Origin of the sequence: Kocuria sp. CCUG 69068 (assembly GCF_020833785.1) — a bacterium.
GTDB lineage: Bacteria > Actinomycetota > Actinomycetes > Actinomycetales > Micrococcaceae > Kocuria > Kocuria rosea.
Genome location: NZ_PDDL01000037.1, coordinates 12831 through 30519, shown reverse-complemented (window position 1 = coordinate 30519; position 17689 = coordinate 12831). Strand labels below are relative to the sequence as shown.

Here is a 17689-nt window from a genome sequence, read left to right as displayed (position 1 = left end):
GCACCGGCCCGGGCGCAAGGCGGGCGCCGTCGTCGTGCTCGTGGACGGCGCCCTGGCCCTGTACGTGGAGCGCGGCGGGCGGACCGTGCTCGCGTTCACCGACGACGCGGCCGCCCTGGCCGCCGCCGGCCCCGCCGTGGCCGAGACCGTCCGCCGGGGCGCGGTGGACAAGCTGACCGTCGAGAAGGTCAACGGCGCCGGGGTCCTGGGGCACGGCCCCGTCGAGACCGCGGTGCGGGAGTCCCTGCTGGCCGGCGGGTTCTACTCGACGCCGCGCGGCCTGAGGATGCGCCGATGAGCGCGGACCCGAGCACCGGGGGCGGCCGTGCCCGAGGGTGACACCGTCTACCGCCAGGCCGTCCTGCTGCGCCGCGCCCTGGCCGGGAGGATCCTGACCCGCAGCGACCTCCGGTTCCCGTCGATCGCCACCGCGGACCTCTCGGGGCGCACCGTGACCGAGGTGGTGCCGCGGGGCAAGCACCTGCTGGTCCGCACCGACGGCGGGCCCGACGGCCTGCCCCCGCTCACCCTGCACTCCCACCTGCTCATGGAGGGCATGTGGCACGTCTACCCGCGGGGCGCCCGGTGGCGGCGCCCCGGCCACCAGGCGCGGGCGGTGCTCGAGAACGCGGCCGCGCAGGCCGTCGGCTTCGACCTCGGCATGCTGGACCTCGTGGCCACCGCCGACGAGGACGAGCTCGTGGGCCACCTCGGCCCGGACCTGCTGGGCCCCGACTGGGACCGGGCGGAGGCCCTGGCCCGGCTCGCCGGCCACCCCCGCCGGCGGGTGGGGGCCGCGCTGATGGACCAGCGCAACCTCGCCGGCATCGGCAACGTCTACCGCAACGAGATCCTGTTCCTCCAGCGGCTGCACCCCTTCACCCCGGTGGCCGAGGTCCCGGACCTCGGCGCGGTCGTGGACCTCTCCCACCGGCTGCTGCACGTCAACCGGGACCGCTCGCAGCGCTCCACGGTGGGGGGCCCGGCCCGTCGCGGCGAGCAGTTCTGGGTCTACGGCCGCGGCCGGCAGCCGTGCCGCCGGTGCGGGGCCCCGGTCCGGGAGGCGCGGATCGACGACGCCGAGCTCGTGCCCGGCGAGCCGTACCCCGGGCCGCCGCGGGACCGGGCGGTGTGGTTCTGCGAGCGCTGCCAGCCCCTCCCCTCCTGAGTCCGGCCGTCGCGGCTTATCATGAGATCGCCGCCCCAGCGGCCCGACACCATGAGGAGGCACCATCAACACGACCCTGCTCGGCGCAGAGTACTTCGCGGCACCCGAGGACGGCACGGACGGCGAGGTGTTCCGCTCCGCTTCCCGTGCCTCTGCCGCGGCCCTGGACCAGCGCGAGGACGTGGTCCGCTACAAGGACCGCTTCGCGCTGCGGATCACGGACCAGACCCCGCACGACGTCATGGTCCAGAACCTGCTCTTCCTGCGCGGGGTCCTGGACTCGGCGGGCGTCGACTACCTGCTGGTGCGGGGCAACGACGAGCGCCCCGTCATCGCCGTGGACCTCAAGGACCGTCCCCGGCTCCGGCAGGCCCTGGTGGACGCGGCCGTGGGCGAGCCGTACTACGTCAAGCCGATGGACACCAAGAAGAAGACCGTGCAGCTGCTGGCCGACGGCGAGCTGTCCTCGCGCCGCAACGCGCGGGTCCTGCGGCTGTTCCGGCCCCACTACTCCGCGGAGGCCAGGCTCTACTACGGCGCCGGCACCGGGGTGCAGGTGGAGCTGTGGGAGTTCGGCGAGGACGAGATCCGGCTGCCCATCGAGAACTCGCTGACCCGGCGCACCGTCCCGGTGGCCGAGGCCGTGCGCGGCACCGTGGAGCGCTTCGGCCTCACCTGGCCCACGATCGAGAACATGTTCGCCGACCACGCCATCGACATCGACTTCGCGGTCGACATGATCTTCTCGTGGGTGGACGGCTCCGACGAGGAGTACCGCCGGGTCCGGGCCTCGTACATGGCCGACGCCGTGGTGGGCGAGGGCGACGCGCACGAGGCCCGCTTCCGGCAGGTCGACGAGCTGAAGTACGCCCTGCGCTCGGTGCACATGTTCGCCCCCTGGGTGCGCAACATCTACATCGCCACCGACTCCCGGCCGCCGGCGTGGCTGGCCGAGCACCCGCGCGTGCGGGTCGTGCGCAGCGAGGAGTTCTTCGCGGACACCTCGGCCCTGCCGATCTACAACTCCCAGGCGGTGGAGGCGCAGCTGCACCACATCGAGGGGCTCTCGGAGCACTACCTGTACTCCAACGACGACATGTTCTTCGGCCGCCCGATCGGCCCGGCGCTGTTCTTCTCCCCGGGCGGGATCACGAAGTTCGTGGAGAACGAGACCCGCATCGGCCTGGGCGAGAACTCCGCCGAGCGCTCCGGCTTCGAGAACGCCGCCCGCGTCAACCGCCGGCTCCTGTGGGAGCGCTTCGGCCGGATCACCACCCGCCACCTGCAGCACTGCGCCGCGCCCCTGCGGCGCAGCGTGGTGGCCGAGATGGAGCGGGAGTTCCCGGCGGAGTTCGCCCGCACCGCGTCCAGCCGCTTCCGCGCGGCGGACAACATCTCGGTGACGAACTCGCTCTACCACTACTACGCGCTGCTGACCGGCCGGGCCGTGACCCAGGAGACGGCCCGCACGGAGTACGTGGACACCACCACGCGCGCCGGGCTGCAGCAGATGGAGAAGCTGCTCGGCCGCCGCAACCTCGACATGTTCTGCCTCAACGACGGCAGCTTCCCGGAGGTGCCCGGTCCCGAGCGCGCGGAGCGGATGACGGAGTTCCTGGAGCGCTACTACCCCATCAAGGCTCCCTGGGAGAAGTGACCGCGGAGAATGAGCGGGGCCGGTGCGGGATCCCGCACCGGCCCCGCTCGCTCTCCGCGGCTCGACGACCGCCGCGTCCGAGCCGGGGCTCAGGTGCGCGGCCGGTCCCCGGGGCCGGGGTCGCCGTCGGGGCGGGTGCTGCCGTCGTGCAGGGTGTCGCCGTCGCTCCGGGTGTCGCCGTCGTGCCGGGTCCGGGTGTCCGGTCCGGCGTCGCCGTCCTGCCAGGGGGCCTCGTCGGAGCGCGTCCCGGAGGCGCGATCGGTGACGTCCTCGCGGCGTCCGCGGGAGGCGTCAGCAGGGGTGGAGTCGTCCCCGTCCGGGACGAGCGAGGCGGCGTCCCGGCGATGGGTCTCCGCCTCCTGGCGGACCTTCTCGGCGTCCTCGGTGCGCCGCTGGGCGTCCTGCTCGAGGCGGTCGGCCTCGATCCGGGCCTTCTCGGCCTCGGCGCGGGCCGCGTCCGCGTCCGCCTTCCGCTCGCGGGCCGAGAGGTCCTCCTCCTCGCTGCGGGCGCGCAGCTCGGCGGCGCGCTGCTGGTTCTCCCGCCGCTCCACGGCCTCGCGCTCCTTCTTCTTGCGGCTCCCGGCCAGCACGGCCAGGACGACCACGGCCAGCACGGCCAGGGCCAGCACGATCCAGATCCAGGTTTCCATCGGATGTTCCTCCTCGGTAGGTCCCCACGTTCCTCAATAGAAGCAGAGCCGGACGGGTCCGGCTACAGGCCCCGGCGCCCCGGCGGGTGGCTCCGTGCCGGAGCACCCCGGGGTCGTGCCACCGGCACGGGGCGCACCGGCCGCCGGGCGGCGTGCGCGGGAGACCCGCGCCGCCCGGGTGCGTGCTCCGCCGGCGCAGTGGCCGGGGGATCGTGCCTTGCCAGCGGCGGTTTCGGCAGCACGCTTCCCGCTCCGCCCCGCCGCGCCCCCGGGCCGCCCGAGCAGCGCGGCGCCGGGCCGGGGAGCACGGGTCGCCCCGCGGGACACGGGGCGCCCGCGCCGTCGTGACCGAACATGACCCTCCGCGTCGGGCCGGGTCGCCGCCGCCGTGCCGTCCCGGCGCCGCTCCACCCGCCGCACGGTGGCGGACCCCGGCACCGGGGAGCGCATCGAGCGCTCCGAGACCGACCTCATCTGAGCGGACGCGGAGCGGCTCACACCAGGGCGGGGACCTTCCGCAGCGCCTCCTGGAGGGCGCCCAGGACGAGGGCCACCGACCCGGCGTCGGCGTTGGGGCCCATCAGGCCGATCCGCCACACGGTGTTCGCGTACTCCTTCACGCCCGCCCCGATCTCCACGGAGAAGTGCTCCAGCAGGTAGGCCCGCACCCAGGCGGAGTCGACGCCCTCGGGCACCTTGACCGTGGTCAGCTCCGGGAGGCGGTGCCCCTCGGCGGCGAACAGCTCCAGCCCCATGTCCTGCAGCCCGGCCTGGAGCGCGTCGCCCGCGGCCTGGTGACGGGCCCAGACGTTCTCCAGGCCCTCCTCGGCGATCCGGCGCAGCGCGGCGTCCAGGGACGCGATCATCGCCGTGGGCGCGGTGTGGTGGTAGGTCCGGGCCCGGCCCTGGGCCTCGCCCACGTAGCCGCCGAGCATGCCCAGGTCCAGGTACCAGGAGCGGGGGTGCTGCACCCGGCGCTCGAACGCGGCGTCCGAGATCGTGAACGGCGCCAGTCCCGGGGCGACCCCCAGGCACTTCTGGGTGCCCGCGTAGCCGAGGTCCACCCCCCAGTCGTCCGCGCGCAGCTCGATGCCGCCGATGGACGTGACCGCGTCCACGAGCAGCAGGGCGTCGCCCTTGAGCTCCCCCAGCGCGGCGATGTCGGAGCGCACGCCCGTGGAGGTCTCCGCGTGCACCGCCGCGATGATCTTCGGGGACGGGTGCGCCTCCGCGACGCGCTGCGGGTCGATCGGCTCCCCGTAGGGGAAGTCCACGCGCACCACCTCGGCGCCGCACCGGGCCGCGACGTCGCACATCCGCTCGCCGAACAGCCCGTTGACGGCGACGACGACGACGTCGCCCTCCTCCACCGTGTTGACGAACGCCGCCTCCATGCCGGCGGAGCCCGTGGCGCTCAGCGGCAGGGTGCGCCGGTTGTCCGTGCCCCAGACGGTGCGCAGGCCGTCGCAGGCGCTGTCCATGACGTCGAGGAAGGCTGGATCCAGGTGGCCGAGCAGCGGGTGGCCCAGCGCCGCCGTGGCCTCCGGGTAGGGGTTGGACGGGCCGGGGCCGAACAGGTGTCGCTGGATCAGGGGCACGGTGCACTCCTCAGGGGAACGGGTGGACGGGTCCGCCGACCAGCCTATGGCCTGCCCGTGCCGGCGGCCGTCAGCGTGCGGCCCCGCAGGTCGCCGGAGACCTCACCGGCGTCCGAGCCGGCGGAGCAGCGGGCCGAGGCGTCGCGCCGGGGCCCGCCGCGGGGCGGAGCCCTCCGTGCGTCCGTCCGGGCGGCGGGGCTGCCGGGCGATCTCCGACCAGGAGGCGAACATCGCGCTGCCCTCGGTGGCCGTCACGCGGTTCTGCAGCGTGGGGCGCCCCGCGGGGCCCTGGACCACACCGGTGCGCTTGTCGTAGGTGAAGCCGTCGTCGAGGACGATGTGCCGGTCCGTCTCGGTGACCACGGTGTACAGCACCACGTGCTCGCCGGAGTCCGCCCCGGGGTGGACGGCGGCGCGAGCGCCGGGGTGCGTGGCGCCGCCGTGGTTGAAGTCGAACAGGTCGGCCATGGGAGGGGCGTCCTCCTGAGAGCTCGGGGACTCCGGTCGCCGGCACGGCGCCGGCGACGGTCCGGCCCGGGCCCGGTGGCGTGCGGACCCGGTGCGGCGGGTGGGCGCTCCCCACTCTAGCGACCGGTCGCGGGGCCCTCGAGGCGCCGGGTCGCTCTCCCGGCCGGGGCCCCGGGCCGGGGGAGCGCCCGAGGGCTTCCCGCCCCGCGGGCTCGGTCCCGCGGACTCAGTCCCGGGGGCCGGCCGGGACCGGCTGGTGGGTCTCGTACATCCGCGCCGCCACGACCAGGGCCGAGACGGCGCTGATGCCGGCGGCGGCCCAGACCGCGGCGTGCAGGCCCAGCAGGTCGGCCACGATCCCCCCGAGCACGGCCCCGACCGCGTAGCCCAGGTCGCGCCAGACCCGGTAGACGCCCACGGCCCGGCCGCGCCACACGGGGTGGGCGACGTCGCCCACCACCGCCAGCAGCGTCGGGTAGACCATCGCGGTGCCCGCCCCGAGCAGGACCGTCCCGGCGGCCCAGCCGCCGAACCCGTCGCCGGCGGCGATGACGGCCAGGGCCGCGGCCTGGGTGGCCATCCCGGCGGTGATCAGGTGCTTGCGCCCGACCCGGTCCGACAGGGCGCCGGTGACCAGCTGCCCGACGCCCCACACCCCGGGGTAGAGGGCGAAGAGCAGCCCGATCTGGGACACCGTGAGCTCCGCGGTGGCGAACAGCAGGGGGAACAGGCCCCAGGAGAGCCCGAAGTTGAGGTTGTTGACCAGCCCCGCCTGGCTGGCCGAGGACAGCGCGGGCTCCCTCAGGCTGGTCTGGGCGATGATCTGGCGGTCGGTGAGACCGGCGTGCAGGTGGTCGTGCATCCCGTCGGCGCGCGGGGTGTGCCGGCCGGCGTCGAGCAGCGCGTGGCCGCGGGTCTCCTTGACGAAGGCCCCCGACAGCAGCAGCGCCAGGGCGGTGTAGGCCAGGCCCAGCAGGAACGGGGCCGGGCGCAGCCCGTACTGCTCGGCCAGGTACCCGGCCAGCAGGGAGGTCACGGCCACCGCACCGTAGCCGGCGGCCTCGTTGAGCCCCATGGCCAGTCCGCGCTGGGCCGGGCCCACCAGGTCGATCTTCATCACCACGGTCGTGGACCAGGTCAGGCCCTGGTTGACGCCGAGCAGCACGTTGGCGGCCACCACCCACCCCCAGTCCGGGGCGAAGATCAGCATCAGCGGCACCGGCACGGCGAACAGCCAGCCCACCAGCAGCACCGGCTTGCGCCCGTACCGGTCGGAGAAGGTGCCGGCGAACCAGTTGGCGATCGCCTTGGTGATCCCGAACGCGGCCACGTAGGTGAAGATGAAGGTGTAGTCGGTCAGCCCGAACTCGTCGGCGGCCAGCAGCGGCAGCACGGTCTGCTGCTGGCCGACCATGCCGCCGACCAGGGCGTTGACCGCCACCAGGAGCGTGAACTGGGCGGCGTTGGCGCGCAGCCCCAGACGGAGGGGCTCGGGCGTGCCGGAGGGTCTCGTCTGCCGACCCATGGCCGCTCCTTCCGGTGTCGTGGGCCCGCCGGACGGCGTGCCCGCTGATGCTCCGAGGAACCGGGAGCAGTGCTGTCAGCAGTGTTCCACGGTTCGCCGGAGGATCGGCCGAGGGAGGGGCGGCGTGACACAGCGCGGGCGGCGCGGCACGCGGAGCCCGGCCCTCCTCCCCCGCCGGCACGCCGGGGCACCTGTTGTGGTCGGGCACACTCCTCGGTAACCTCTGGACAGGCCCACGGCGGGCCCGGATCCCCGGGCCATCTACCAGGCAGAACCGCACCATCGACCACGCAGCGGCCGCCGTCGGCGCACGTCCCCCCGCCCCGGCCCGGGACGCTCCCCGGCGACATCTGCCCCCACCCCGGGAGTTCCGCATGGACACTGACCGCACCCCGCCCGCCGACGCCCGGCAGCTGCTGCTGGAGGCCATCGACCTGGCGGTGGGCAACGCCGCCGTCGACGGCGGCCCCTTCGGCGCCGTCGTCGTCACCGCCGACGGCCGCCGCTTCAGCGGCGTCAACCGCGTCACGGCCGACAACGACCCCACCGCGCACGCGGAGGTCATGGCGATCCGCGCCGCCTGCCGCGAGCTGGGCACCTTCGACCTCTCGGGCGCGACCCTCTACACCAGCTGCGAGCCGTGCCCCATGTGCCTGTCCGCCTCGCTGTGGGCCCGGCTGGACGCCGTCTGGTTCGCCGCGGACCGGCACGACGCGGCCGCCGGCGGCTTCGACGACGCCGAGTTCTACGAGTACTTCGCCACGCCCGAGCACGAACGGTCGCTGCCCGTGCGTCCGGTGGCCCTTGCCGAGCGCACCGCGCCGTTCGAGGCCTGGGCCAGGAACGTCGCGCGCACGGCCTACTGAGCCTCCGTGCGGTCGCGCTCCCGGGCCGCCGCGGCGACCTGCCGGAGGACGTCACCGCACGTCGGAGCCGATCCGTACCGGAATTGTGAGCCGCCTTACGAAATGGTGAACATTTATTTACATGTCAGTACCCTTGCATCGGCGAGCAGCGGCCGGCTCACGGGTCCGATGTGCGATGCACGTGGGGGGACACCGGAGCACAGCCGGTCGAGCTCCACGGGCGCCGCCCTCGTCCTGATGCATCGAGGACGGCGCCCCTCCTGTCCAGCGCCGGAACCGTTTCCCGAACTGGATTCACGGCCCCGGACCGAGGTCCGGGGCCGTGGCCGGAAGAGCCGCTAGACCAGCTCGTCCGTGAGGTGGTTCGGCGTGCCGAACCGGTGGGCGGTGATGCTGATCGCCTGCTCGTGCAGGAACGGCAGCAGCTCGACCCGGCCGGCCCCGGTGACGGGGTGGGCGTAGACGGCCAGGTCCGGGCGCGAGCCCGTCGCGGCGATGAGGGCCGCGCGGTCCCCGCCGATGAGGCGGACGCGCCCGCCCCCGAGGGCGGGGGCGCCGGCCAGCCACGCGGCGTCGTCCTCCACCCGCACGGGCACGCCGCGGTCGGTGAGCACGGCGCGCACCGGGGCGGGCAGCTCGTGCGCCGTGGAGACGGTCAGCGCGGAGCCCGCCCGCAGCCCGGCGGCGACGACGCGCAGCAGGTCGGCGAGCGGCTCGCCCTCGGACAGGCGCACCGTGACGGGCAGGGGCAGGTAGCGGAAGACGTTGCGCTCGGCGTAGAGCCCGGTGACGTCCTCGGCGACGCCGAACTCCTCGGCCCAGGCGGCCTCGTCGCTGCGCATCGCCTGCTCGAGGCCCTGCGCCTCGGCCGGCCCGAGGTCCGCCGTGCCCGAGTGCGCGGCCTGCAGCAGCTCGACGGCGGCCGCCTCGGCCACGGGGAGCCCGGCCCCGCGCAGCGGCGCCGGCTCCCACTCGCCCAGGCCCATGAGGTAGCTGGGCCCGCCGGCCTTGGTGCCGGGGCCGACGGCCGACTTCTTCCACCCGCCGAAGGGCTGGCGCTGGACGATGGCCCCGGTGATGTGGCGGTTGACGTACAGGTTGCCGGCCTGGACGTGCTCGAGCCAGTAGCCGATGTCCTCCGGGTCCAGGGAGTGCAGGCCGGCGGTGAGGCCGTACTCCACCTCGTTCTGGAGGGCCACGGCCTCCTCCAGGGTCTCGGCGGTCATCACGCCGAGCACCGGGCCGAAGTACTCCACCAGGTGGAACTCGGAGCCGCGCTGCACGCCGGTGCGCACGCCCGGGGACCACAACCGGCCGGTCCCGTCGAGCTGCTGCGGCTCGATCAGCCAGGACTGCCCCTCCTCGAGGGTGGTCAGGGCCTGGAGCAGCTTGCCCTCGGCGGGCTCGGTGAGCGGGCCCATCTGCGCGGCAGGGTTGGTCGGGTGGTCGACGGTCAGGGAGGTCACGGCGTCCACGAGCTGGTTGCGGAAGCGGCGGGACTGCGCCACGGAGCCGACCAGGATCACCAGGGAGGCCGCCGAGCACTTCTGCCCGGCGTGGCCGAACGCCGAGTAGGCGACGTCCTTGGCGGCGAGGTCGAAGTCGGCGCTGGGCGTGACGATCAGCGCGTTCTTCCCCGAGGTCTCGGCCAGCAGCGGCAGATCGGAGCGGAAGGTGCGGAACAGCTCCGCCGTCTCGTAGGCGCCGGTGAGGATCAGCCGGTCCACCGCCGGGTGGGAGATCAGCTGGCGGCCGAGGGCGCGCTCCTCGAGGTCCACGAGGGCGAGCACGTCGCGGGGGATCCCGGAGGCGTCGAGGGCCTCCCAGAGTGCCTCGGCGACCACGGCGCCGCAGCGCTTGGTCGGGCCGGCCGGCTTGAACACCACCGGGGAGCCGGCGGCGAGGGCCGCCAGCGCGGACCCTGCCGGGATGGCCACCGGGAAGTTCCACGGCGGGGTCACCACGGTGAGCCGGGAGGGCACGAAGGACGCGCCGTCGACCTCGTCCAGCTCACGGGCGCGCTCGGCGTAGTAGTGGGCGAAGTCGATCGCCTCGCTGATCTCCGGGTCGGCCTGGTCGAGGGTCTTGCCGGCCTCGGCGGCGGCGACCTCGAGCAGCTCGGCCCGGCGGGCGGACAGGGCGTCGCCCGCGCGGTGGAGCACCTCGGCGCGCTGGGCGCCGCTCAGCGCGGCCCAGCCGCGCCCGGCCTCGAGGGCCGCCTCGATGACACGGTCGAGCTGCTCCTCCGTGCGCAGCGCCGCGGCCGTGACGGTCGCCACGCCGGCCCGGGAGCCGGGGACCCGGGCGAGGATCGCCCGCCCCCAGTCCCGGTTGGCGGCCACGGCCGGGTCGGTGTCCGGCGTGTTGGTGAACGCGTCGACCGGGGCGGGCGGCACGGGCAGGCTGCGGTCCTGGACCCGGTGGGGGGCCGGCACGGTGTCGTCGAGGCCGGCCAGGGAGGCGAGGAAGCGCTGCTTCTCGCGCTCGAAGAGCTCCTCGTCGGTGGAGAGCTCGAAGACCGCGGACATGAAGTTCTCGCGGGACGCGCCCTCCTCGAGCCGGCGGATCAGGTAGGCGATGGCCACGTCGAACTCGGCCGGGTGCACCACGGGGGTGTAGAGCAGCAGGGACCCGACGTCGCGCTTGACGGCCTCGGCCTGGCCGGTGGCCATGCCGAGCAACATCTCGAAGTCCACGGCCCCGGCCACGCCGCGCTCGGTGGCCAGCAGCCAGGCGAAGGCGATGTCGAAGAGGTTGTGCCCGGCGACGCCGATGCGCACGGCGTCCGTGTGCTCGGGCTGCAGCGCGTAGTTGAGGACCCGCTTGTAGTGGGTGTCCGAGTCCTGCTTGGTGCCCCAGGTCGCCAGCGGCCAGTCGTGCAGGGACGCCTCGACCTGCTCCATCGGCAGGTTCGCGCCCTTGACCACGCGCACCTTCACGGGGGCGCCGCCGGCGGCGCGGCGGGCGGCGGCCCACTCCTGCAGGCGGATCATCGCGGCCAGGGCGTCGGGCAGGTAGGTCTGCAGGACGATGCCGGCCTCCAGGTCCTTGAACCGGGGCTGGTCGAGGATCCGGGTGAAGACCTCGAGGGTCATGTCCAGGTCCTTGTACTCCTCCATGTCCAGGTTGATGAACTTGGGCGCGGTGAAGGAGGCGGCCCGCTCGTACAGCGGGGTGAGCTTCTCGACGACCTCGGTCACGGCCTCGTCGAAGGCCCAGGGCGAGTGCGGGGCGACGGTGGAGGAGACCTTGATGGAGACGTAGTCGACGTCGGGGCGGGCCAGCAGGTCGTGGGTGCCCTGCAGCCGCCGGGCGGCCTCGCGGTCCCCGAGCACGGCCTCGCCCAGGAGGTTGACGTTGAGCCGGACGTCGTCCTTGCGGATCTTCGCGATCGACCTCCCCAGCTTGGCCTCGCTGGCGTCCACGATGAGGTGGCCCACCATCTCGCGCAGCGCCTTGCGGGCCGCGGGGATGACGACCTGCGGGGCCACGGGGGCGAGGGCCCCGCCCGCGCGCACCGCGGAGCGCAGGTACCAGGGCAGGAAGCCGGGGACCTTCGGCGCCAGCCGGGCCAGGTTGCGGGCCGCCACCCGGAGGTCCTCGGGGCGGATGACGCCGTCCACGAAGCCCACCGTGAAGTCCAGGCCGGCGGGATCCTTCAGCACCCCCGCCAGCTGCTCCCCCGAGGCGTCCCTGGGGAACTGCTCCGCCTCGGTGAGCCAGCGGCGCACCGTGGCCACGGCCTGCTCGGGCAGCGACGCCGGGATGGCGGCGTGGGAAAGGGTGCGTCCCACCGCGGGGCGGCCGGGGGCCTGCGCTGCCGGGGGGACGGGGATCGTCGTCATGGGTGGTACTCCCTGGGTTGGGTCGAAAGCACTGCGGTACGTCCAGTGTGCGCCCCGGGACGATTCGGATAAAGTGAAGAATTCCACAGATGATTCATCAGCAGTACTAATCTTTGGGAGGCGGCGGAATGCTGGACGTGCGCAAGCTGCGGCTGCTGCGGGAACTCGCGCTGCGGGGCACCCTCGCGGAGGTCGCCGCCGCCCTGAACTTCAGCCCCTCGGCGGTCTCCCAGCAGCTCTCGGCGCTGGAGAAGGAGGCGGGGGTGGCCCTGCTCTCGAAGGCCGGCCGGCGGGTTCAGCTCACGCCGCAGGCGGAGATCCTGGTGGCGCGCACCACCGAGCTGCTGGACGTCCTGGAGCGCACCGAGTCGGACCTGGCGGCGTCGCTGAGCACGGTCACCGGCACCGTGCGGGTCGCCGTGTTCCAGTCCGCGGCCCTGGCGCTGCTGCCGGAGGTGCTGGGCGCCATGCGCCGCGAGCACCCGGACGTGCGGGTCGAGATGGTGCAGGCCGAGCCGGAGCGGGCCCTCTACGAGACCTGGGCCCGGGAGTTCGACGTGGTCGTGGCGGAGCAGTACCCGAGCCACGCCGCCGCCCACCACCCGGACCTGGACCGGCGGCGGCTGATCACGGACGCCATCCGCCTGGCCGTCCCCCCGGGCCCCGAGCACGCGTCCGTCGCCTCCCTGCGGGACGCCCGCGAGCTCCCGTGGGTCATGGAACCGCGGGGAGCCGCCTCGCGGCACTGGGGCGAGCAGCTGTGCCGGCGGGCGGGCTTCGAGCCGGACGTCCGGTTCTCGACGGCGGACCTGCAGGCGCAGACCCGGCTCGTGGAGTCCGGCAACGCCGTGGCGCTCATGCCGGACCTGATGTGGGCGGGCGGGGACTCGCCCTGCCGGCTGGTCGACCTGCCGACCGGGCCCCGGCGGACGGTGTTCACCTCGATCCGCGGAGCGAGCGCCCACCGCCCGGCGATCCTCGCGCTGCGCGCCGCCCTCGAGACGGTGGCCGCCGGCCTGGCCGGACGGATGGAGTGAGCCGGAGGGAGCCGGCCGGGCGGAGCGCTACGGGCGGAGCGCGGCCCGGCCCGTGAGCGCCCCGCGCAGCCGGTCGTCCGCGATCTGCTCCAGCAGCCACGGGCTGAGCAGGAACGGCGCGGCCTCCGCCGCGGCGAACAGCTCCTCCGGGGCGATCCAGGCGACCTCCGCGACCTCGGCGGGCAGCGGCCGGGGCCGCCCGGTGGCCCGCGCCAGGTAGACGGGGCAGAACTCGTTCTCCACGATCCCGGAGGCGTCCACCGCCCGGTAGCGGAAGTCGGGCAGCACCTCCGTCATCCCCGTCACCTCGAAGCCCAGCTCCTGGCCGGCGCGGCGCGCGATGGCCTCGACGAACCCCTCGCCGGGGCCCGGGTGACCGCAGAAGCTGTTGGTCCACACCCCGGGCCAGGTCTTCTTCGCGAGCGCCCGGCGGGTCAGCAGCAGCCGCCCGTCGTCGTCGAGGACGTAGCACGAGACCGCCAGGTGCAGGGGGGTGTCCGTGGTGTGCACCCCGGCCTTGGGCGCGGTTCCGATGGGACGGTGCGCCTCGTCGAGGAGGACGACTTCTTCGGCTGACATGGGCCTCGTTCCGGTCGGCGGGCGGGTGCGGGTGCTCCCCCATTCTCGCAGGATCCGCGGGGCGGCGGTACGCGGGCCCGCCGAGTGGACAACGGGGCGCGGGCGGAGCACGATCGGGAACCATGCGACGACGTCGGCCCGCCACCGCCCCCCTGCCGCTGCGGGACGGGGTGGACCCGGTCCGGGTGCGGCTGCCGGCCGCCGGGGCCGACGCCCCCGGGACCGTCCGCGGCTATCTGCTGAGCAGGTTCCCCGCGTCCGCGCCCGAGCTCGAGGAGCTCTTCGCGGCCGGCGGGATCGTCGACGACGCCGGGCGGCCCCTCCCCCACGACGCTCCCCTCCGCCCCGGCGGCTCGGTCTGGTACCACCGCGCCCTGCCCGAGGAGCCGGAGCTGCCCGGGGACCTGCCGGTCCTGTTCGAGGACGAGTGGCTGCTGGCGGTCGACAAGCCGCACGGGCTGCCCACCACGCCGCGCGGCGGCTTCGTGGCGCAGAGCGCGCTCGTGAAGCTGCGGCGCGCCCGCCGCGAGGACCGGCTCTCCCCGCTGCACCGGCTCGACCGCGGCACCGCGGGGGTGCTGCTGCTCTCGCGGGACCCCGGCACCCGGGGCCGGTTCCAGACCCTCTTCCAGGAGCGTGCGGTGGCGAAGGAGTACGAGGCCGTGGCCGCGCACCGGCCCGGGCTGCGCCTCCCGCGGCTCGTCGAGTCCCGCATCGTCAAGGACCGCACGTCCCTGCAGGCGCGGGAGGTGCCGGGACCCGTCAACGCCCGCACCGAGGTGGAGAGCGCCGGGCCGCCGTTCGCGGACGAGGAGGGGACGTGGGCCCGCTACGTCCTCCGGCCCGAGACCGGGCGCACCCACCAGATCCGGGTGCACCTGGCCGGCCTGGGCGTCCCGGTGCGCCACGACCCCCTGTACCCGCAGGTGCGGCCGGCCGGCGCCGAGGACCCCGGCCGGCCGCTTCAGCTGCTGGCCCGCCGCATCGCCCTCGTCCACCCGGTGACCGGCGAGCCGCTCGTGCTCGAGAGCCGCCGCGCCCTGCCGTCCGGGGACGCCGCGTGAGGGCTCCGCACGCCCCCCGGGCGACGGGCCGCGTCCCGGCGCCGGACGTGGCCCGGGGGCTCATGCTCTGGGTCATCGCGGTCGCCAACGTCACCGTCTGGATCTGGGCTGCCGGGCCCACGGACGGTCCCCGGGACCGGACGCTGGGCACCGGTGCGGGCACCGCGGCGTGGACGGCGAACGACGTCGTCAACATGGCCATGTCGATGCTCGTGGACGGCCGCGGCTTCCCCCTGTTCTCGTTCCTGGTCGGCTACGGCGTGGGCCAGATCGCCGCGCGGGAGGCCGCCCGCGGCACGCCGCCGCCCCTGGCGCGCCGGCTGCTGCTGCGCCGCTACGGGTGGCTGCTCCTCATCGGGGCCCTGCACGCGTGCCTGCTCTTCCCCGGGGACATCATCACCGCCTACGCGTTCGGCGGGCTCTTCCTCGCCGTGCTGATCGCCGAGAGCACGCGCACCCTCGTGATCCTCTCCGCCCTCGGCTCGGTGCTCATGGTGCTCTACGGTGCGGCGAGCTGGTCCGTGCGGACACCCGGCACGCCGCCCTTCCCCAGCCTGGTGGCGGACTCGGTCCCGGAGCGGCTGGTCCTCGGGCTCGTGGAGGGGCTCGGGGTGGTGTCCTTCGCCCCGCTCCAGCTGCTCGGCCTGCTGCCCATGCTGCTGCTCGGGCTGGCCCTGAGCCGGTACCGCGTGCTCGAGGACCCCGGGCCCCGCCGCGGCCGGCTGCTGGTCACGGCCCTGGTCTGCATCGGGCTCGGGCTGCTCACGGGCGTGGGCACCGGACTCCTGACCACGGACCGGCTCGAGCCCTCGCCGACCGCCGGGTCCGTGCTCACCGGCCTGGACGCGGTGACCGGCGCCGCGCAGGGCATCGGCTACGCGCTGCTCGTGGCGCTGGTCTGCGACCGCGTGCTGGGCCCCCGGGCCGCGGCCCTCCGGGCGCGCGAGCATCCCGCGCTGTGGTCGCTGCAGGCCCTCGGCCGCCGGTCGATGAGCGGCTATCTCGCCCAGTCCGTGCTGTTCACCGTGCTGCTGCCCCCGTTCGCACTGGGGCTCGGCCGCTCCCTGACGCCCACCGCCGCGCTGCTGCTCGGCTCCGCCGTGTGGCTGGTCACGCTGCTCGGCGCGGCCCTGCTGGAGCGGCGCGGCCTCCCCGGACCGGCCGAGACCCTGCACCGGCGGCTCTTCCTCGGCCCCGGTGGGAACCGCGCCGAGGACCGCGGCGGGCCGCCGGCCCCGGCGAGCGCCTAGGCTCGGCACCAGCACCCCTCCCCCGCCAGCACAGGAGTTCCCATGCCCCCGACGACCGGAGCGGGCGCCGCGCCCACCGCGGCGACCCCCGAGCCCACCGCACACCCCACGCCCACCGAGCACCCCGGCGCCGCCGCACCGGGCGCCGCGGCCGCGCTGCGTGCCGACAAGGCCGCCCACTCGGTCCGAGAGCTGTTCGCCGGACGGGCGCTGGGGGTGCCCGGCACGCTGCTCGGCGCCCCGGCGCACCCGCGTCCCACGTCCCCGAAGGCCCCGTGGCACTACTGGTGGCAGGCGCACCTGCTCGACGCCCTCGTGGACGCCGGGCTGCGGCACCTGGACGACCCGGCGCGGGCCCGGCGGTTCCGCCGGGAGGGGCACCGCCTGCTGCGGGGCATCACCCTGCGCAGCGGCGGCCGGGTGACCCACAACTCCTACTACGACGACATGGCGTGGCTGCTGCTGGCCGTGGGCCGTCTCGCCGAGCTGGACCGCGCCCTGACCGGCCGGCCGGACGTCGCGTGCCTGGACGCGGGCAGCGCCCTGCTCGCCCGGCTCGAGCGGGGCCACACCGGGGACCTCGGGGGCGGGGTCTTCTGGAACACCCGCCACGACGTCAAGAACACGGCGTCCTCCGCGCCCACGGCCCTCGGCTTCGTGCGCACGCACCGCCGGGAACAGGCCGGCGCGGTGCTCGACTGGCTGCGGGCCACCCTCTGGGACCCGGAACGGAAGGTCTTCCACGACGGTCTGCAGCTGGTCGCCGCCGGGTCCGGCACCGAGGTGACGCGCCGGGACGAGAGGCTGTTCAGCTACAACTCCGGGCCGGTGCTCGGTCTGCTCCTCGAGCTCGCGGACGCCCCGGGCACGGGCGAGCAGGACCGGGCGGACCTGCTGCGCACGGCCGCCGACGTGGTGGCGGGCGCCGCGCAGGAGTACGGCCGCGACCTGGACGGACGCCCCGTCCTGCGCACCCACGGCGGCGGGGACGGCGGCCTGTTCAGCGGGATCCTGGCCCGCTACCTCTCCGATGCCGCCCTGCACCCGGGACTGCCCGCCGCGGCGCGCCGCACCGCGGCCGCGCTCGTGACCGGCACTGCCGACGCCCTGTGGGCGGGCCGGCGGGAGTTCGATCCCGCGGTGGACTTCAACGCGCCCCCCACCGCACCGGCGGCCGCCGGCGAGACGGTCGCGATCTTCTCCCCGGACCCGGCGCGGCACGCCGACGAGTCGCAGCGCCCCGGCGTGCCGGTCGAGCTGTCCACGCAGGTGCAGGCGTGGACGGTCCTGGAGGCCGCCGCCCGGCTGGCCCGCCCGGGAGCGGTCCCCGGGGACGCCGGCTCCGCTGAGCGCTGAACCGGCCGCCCCGGGCGGTGCGGGCCGTGGCCCCGCCCGGGGTCTTGGGATAGAACAGCAGTATGAACTTCCTCCGCACCCCCGATCCGAACCCCGGTTGGCTCAACGAGGACGACCTGCAGGAGGCCCGGCGCCGCCTGCCGATGGTCTACGTGCAGGCCCTGCCGGTCCGGCTCGATCCGCTGGGCTACCTCTCCGAGATCGGGCTGCTGCTGCAGGCGACCCCCGAGGGGAAGATGATGTACACCTTCGTCTCCGGCCGGGTGCTGTACCGGGAGACCATCCGGGCCGCGCTGCTGCGCCATCTGGAGAAGGACCTGGGGGCCATGGCGTTCCCGCAGCTGCCGGTCTCCACCACGCCCTTCGCCGTGGCCGAGTTCTTCCCCTCGCCGTCCGAGACGGGGCTGACCGACGACCGGCAGCACGCGGTGGCGCTGAGCTACATCGTGCCGGTGCGCGGGGAGTGCAGCCCCCGCCAGGACGCCCTGCAGCTGTCCTGGATGAGCCCCGAGGAGGCGCTCAGCCCCGAGGTGCAGGCGGAGTTCGCGGGCGGTCGCGGAGACCTGGTGCGCCAGGCCGTGGCCCACGCCGGCTGGGGCCGCTGAGCGGCGTCACCGGCGCACGGG

General features: G+C 75.1%; 15 protein-coding genes. 9 read left to right on the top strand and 6 right to left on the bottom strand.

Annotated features, from left to right (window positions below):
• The 3 genes from CRM73_RS09220 to CRM73_RS09210 all read left to right on the top strand — a co-directional run.
• On the top strand, positions 1-298 hold a 298-nt coding region (locus CRM73_RS09220), incomplete at its 5' end, for a hypothetical protein (protein WP_229587468.1).
• 27 nt (positions 299-325) lie between these two features.
• Positions 326-1168 (top strand): DNA-formamidopyrimidine glycosylase family protein, encoded by an 843-nt coding sequence (locus CRM73_RS09215; protein WP_229587466.1) that lies wholly within the window; start codon positions 326-328, stop codon positions 1166-1168.
• A 127-nt stretch (positions 1169-1295) separates the two neighbouring features.
• Positions 1296-2825, top strand: a complete 1530-nt coding sequence (locus tag CRM73_RS09210) for a stealth conserved region 3 domain-containing protein (RefSeq protein WP_017833913.1) — start codon at positions 1296-1298, stop codon at positions 2823-2825.
• 89 nt (positions 2826-2914) lie between these two features.
• Here CRM73_RS09210 and CRM73_RS09205 read toward each other — a convergent pair whose 3' ends face one another.
• The 4 genes from CRM73_RS09205 to CRM73_RS09190 form a co-directional block, all read right to left on the bottom strand.
• Positions 2915-3475 (bottom strand): hypothetical protein, encoded by a 561-nt coding sequence (locus CRM73_RS09205; RefSeq protein WP_109221736.1) that lies wholly within the window; start codon positions 3473-3475, stop codon positions 2915-2917.
• A gap of 494 nt (positions 3476-3969) precedes the next feature.
• The gene (locus CRM73_RS09200) at positions 3970-5073 is read right to left on the bottom strand and encodes an alanine--glyoxylate aminotransferase family protein (RefSeq protein WP_035927767.1); all 1104 of its coding nucleotides are present in this window, start codon (positions 5071-5073) and stop codon (positions 3970-3972) included.
• Between the two features lie 102 nt (positions 5074-5175).
• The gene (locus CRM73_RS09195) at positions 5176-5541 is read right to left on the bottom strand and encodes a hypothetical protein (RefSeq protein ID WP_017833909.1); all 366 of its coding nucleotides are present in this window, start codon (positions 5539-5541) and stop codon (positions 5176-5178) included.
• A 226-nt stretch (positions 5542-5767) separates the two neighbouring features.
• Positions 5768-7066, bottom strand: coding sequence for an MFS transporter (locus CRM73_RS09190; RefSeq protein WP_229587464.1), 1299 nt, complete (start codon positions 7064-7066; stop codon positions 5768-5770).
• A 374-nt stretch (positions 7067-7440) separates the two neighbouring features.
• On the opposite strand from CRM73_RS09190, the gene CRM73_RS09185 reads away from it, so the two are divergent.
• Complete coding sequence (locus CRM73_RS09185) at positions 7441-7932, top strand: nucleoside deaminase (protein WP_017833907.1); 492 nt, start codon at positions 7441-7443, stop codon at positions 7930-7932.
• 338 nt (positions 7933-8270) lie between these two features.
• Here the strand turns inward: CRM73_RS09185 and CRM73_RS09180 are convergent, their stop codons facing one another.
• The gene (locus CRM73_RS09180; protein WP_229587462.1) at positions 8271-11777 is read right to left on the bottom strand and encodes a bifunctional proline dehydrogenase/L-glutamate gamma-semialdehyde dehydrogenase; all 3507 of its coding nucleotides are present in this window, start codon (positions 11775-11777) and stop codon (positions 8271-8273) included.
• A gap of 128 nt (positions 11778-11905) precedes the next feature.
• Between CRM73_RS09180 and CRM73_RS09175 the strand changes: the two genes are divergently transcribed.
• On the top strand, positions 11906-12814 hold the full coding sequence (locus CRM73_RS09175) for a LysR substrate-binding domain-containing protein (protein WP_035927786.1): 909 nt from the start codon (positions 11906-11908) through the stop codon (positions 12812-12814).
• 27 nt (positions 12815-12841) lie between these two features.
• On the opposite strand, the gene idi is transcribed toward CRM73_RS09175, so the two are convergent.
• Entirely contained in the window at positions 12842-13393 is a 552-nt protein-coding gene (idi, locus tag CRM73_RS09170) for an isopentenyl-diphosphate Delta-isomerase (protein WP_115163052.1), read from the bottom strand.
• Positions 13394-13515: 122 nt separating this feature from the next.
• On the opposite strand from idi, the gene CRM73_RS09165 reads away from it, so the two are divergent.
• The 4 genes from CRM73_RS09165 (at position 13516) to CRM73_RS09150 (ending at position 17668) form a co-directional block, all read left to right on the top strand.
• The gene (locus CRM73_RS09165; protein ID WP_229587460.1) at positions 13516-14457 is read left to right on the top strand and encodes a pseudouridine synthase; all 942 of its coding nucleotides are present in this window, start codon (positions 13516-13518) and stop codon (positions 14455-14457) included.
• Positions 14454-15707 (top strand): DUF418 domain-containing protein, encoded by a 1254-nt coding sequence (locus CRM73_RS19940; protein ID WP_229587458.1) that lies wholly within the window; start codon positions 14454-14456, stop codon positions 15705-15707. Before CRM73_RS09165 ends, CRM73_RS19940 begins: the two co-directional genes overlap by 4 nt.
• 42 nt (positions 15708-15749) lie before the next feature.
• Positions 15750-17063: a glycoside hydrolase family 76 protein gene (locus CRM73_RS09155; protein WP_229587455.1), complete on the top strand. Its 1314-nt coding sequence runs from the start codon at positions 15750-15752 to the stop codon at positions 17061-17063.
• A gap of 62 nt (positions 17064-17125) precedes the next feature.
• Positions 17126-17668, top strand: coding sequence for an NUDIX hydrolase family protein (locus CRM73_RS09150; protein WP_017833900.1), 543 nt, complete (start codon positions 17126-17128; stop codon positions 17666-17668).
• Positions 17669-17689: the final 21 nt, after the last annotated feature.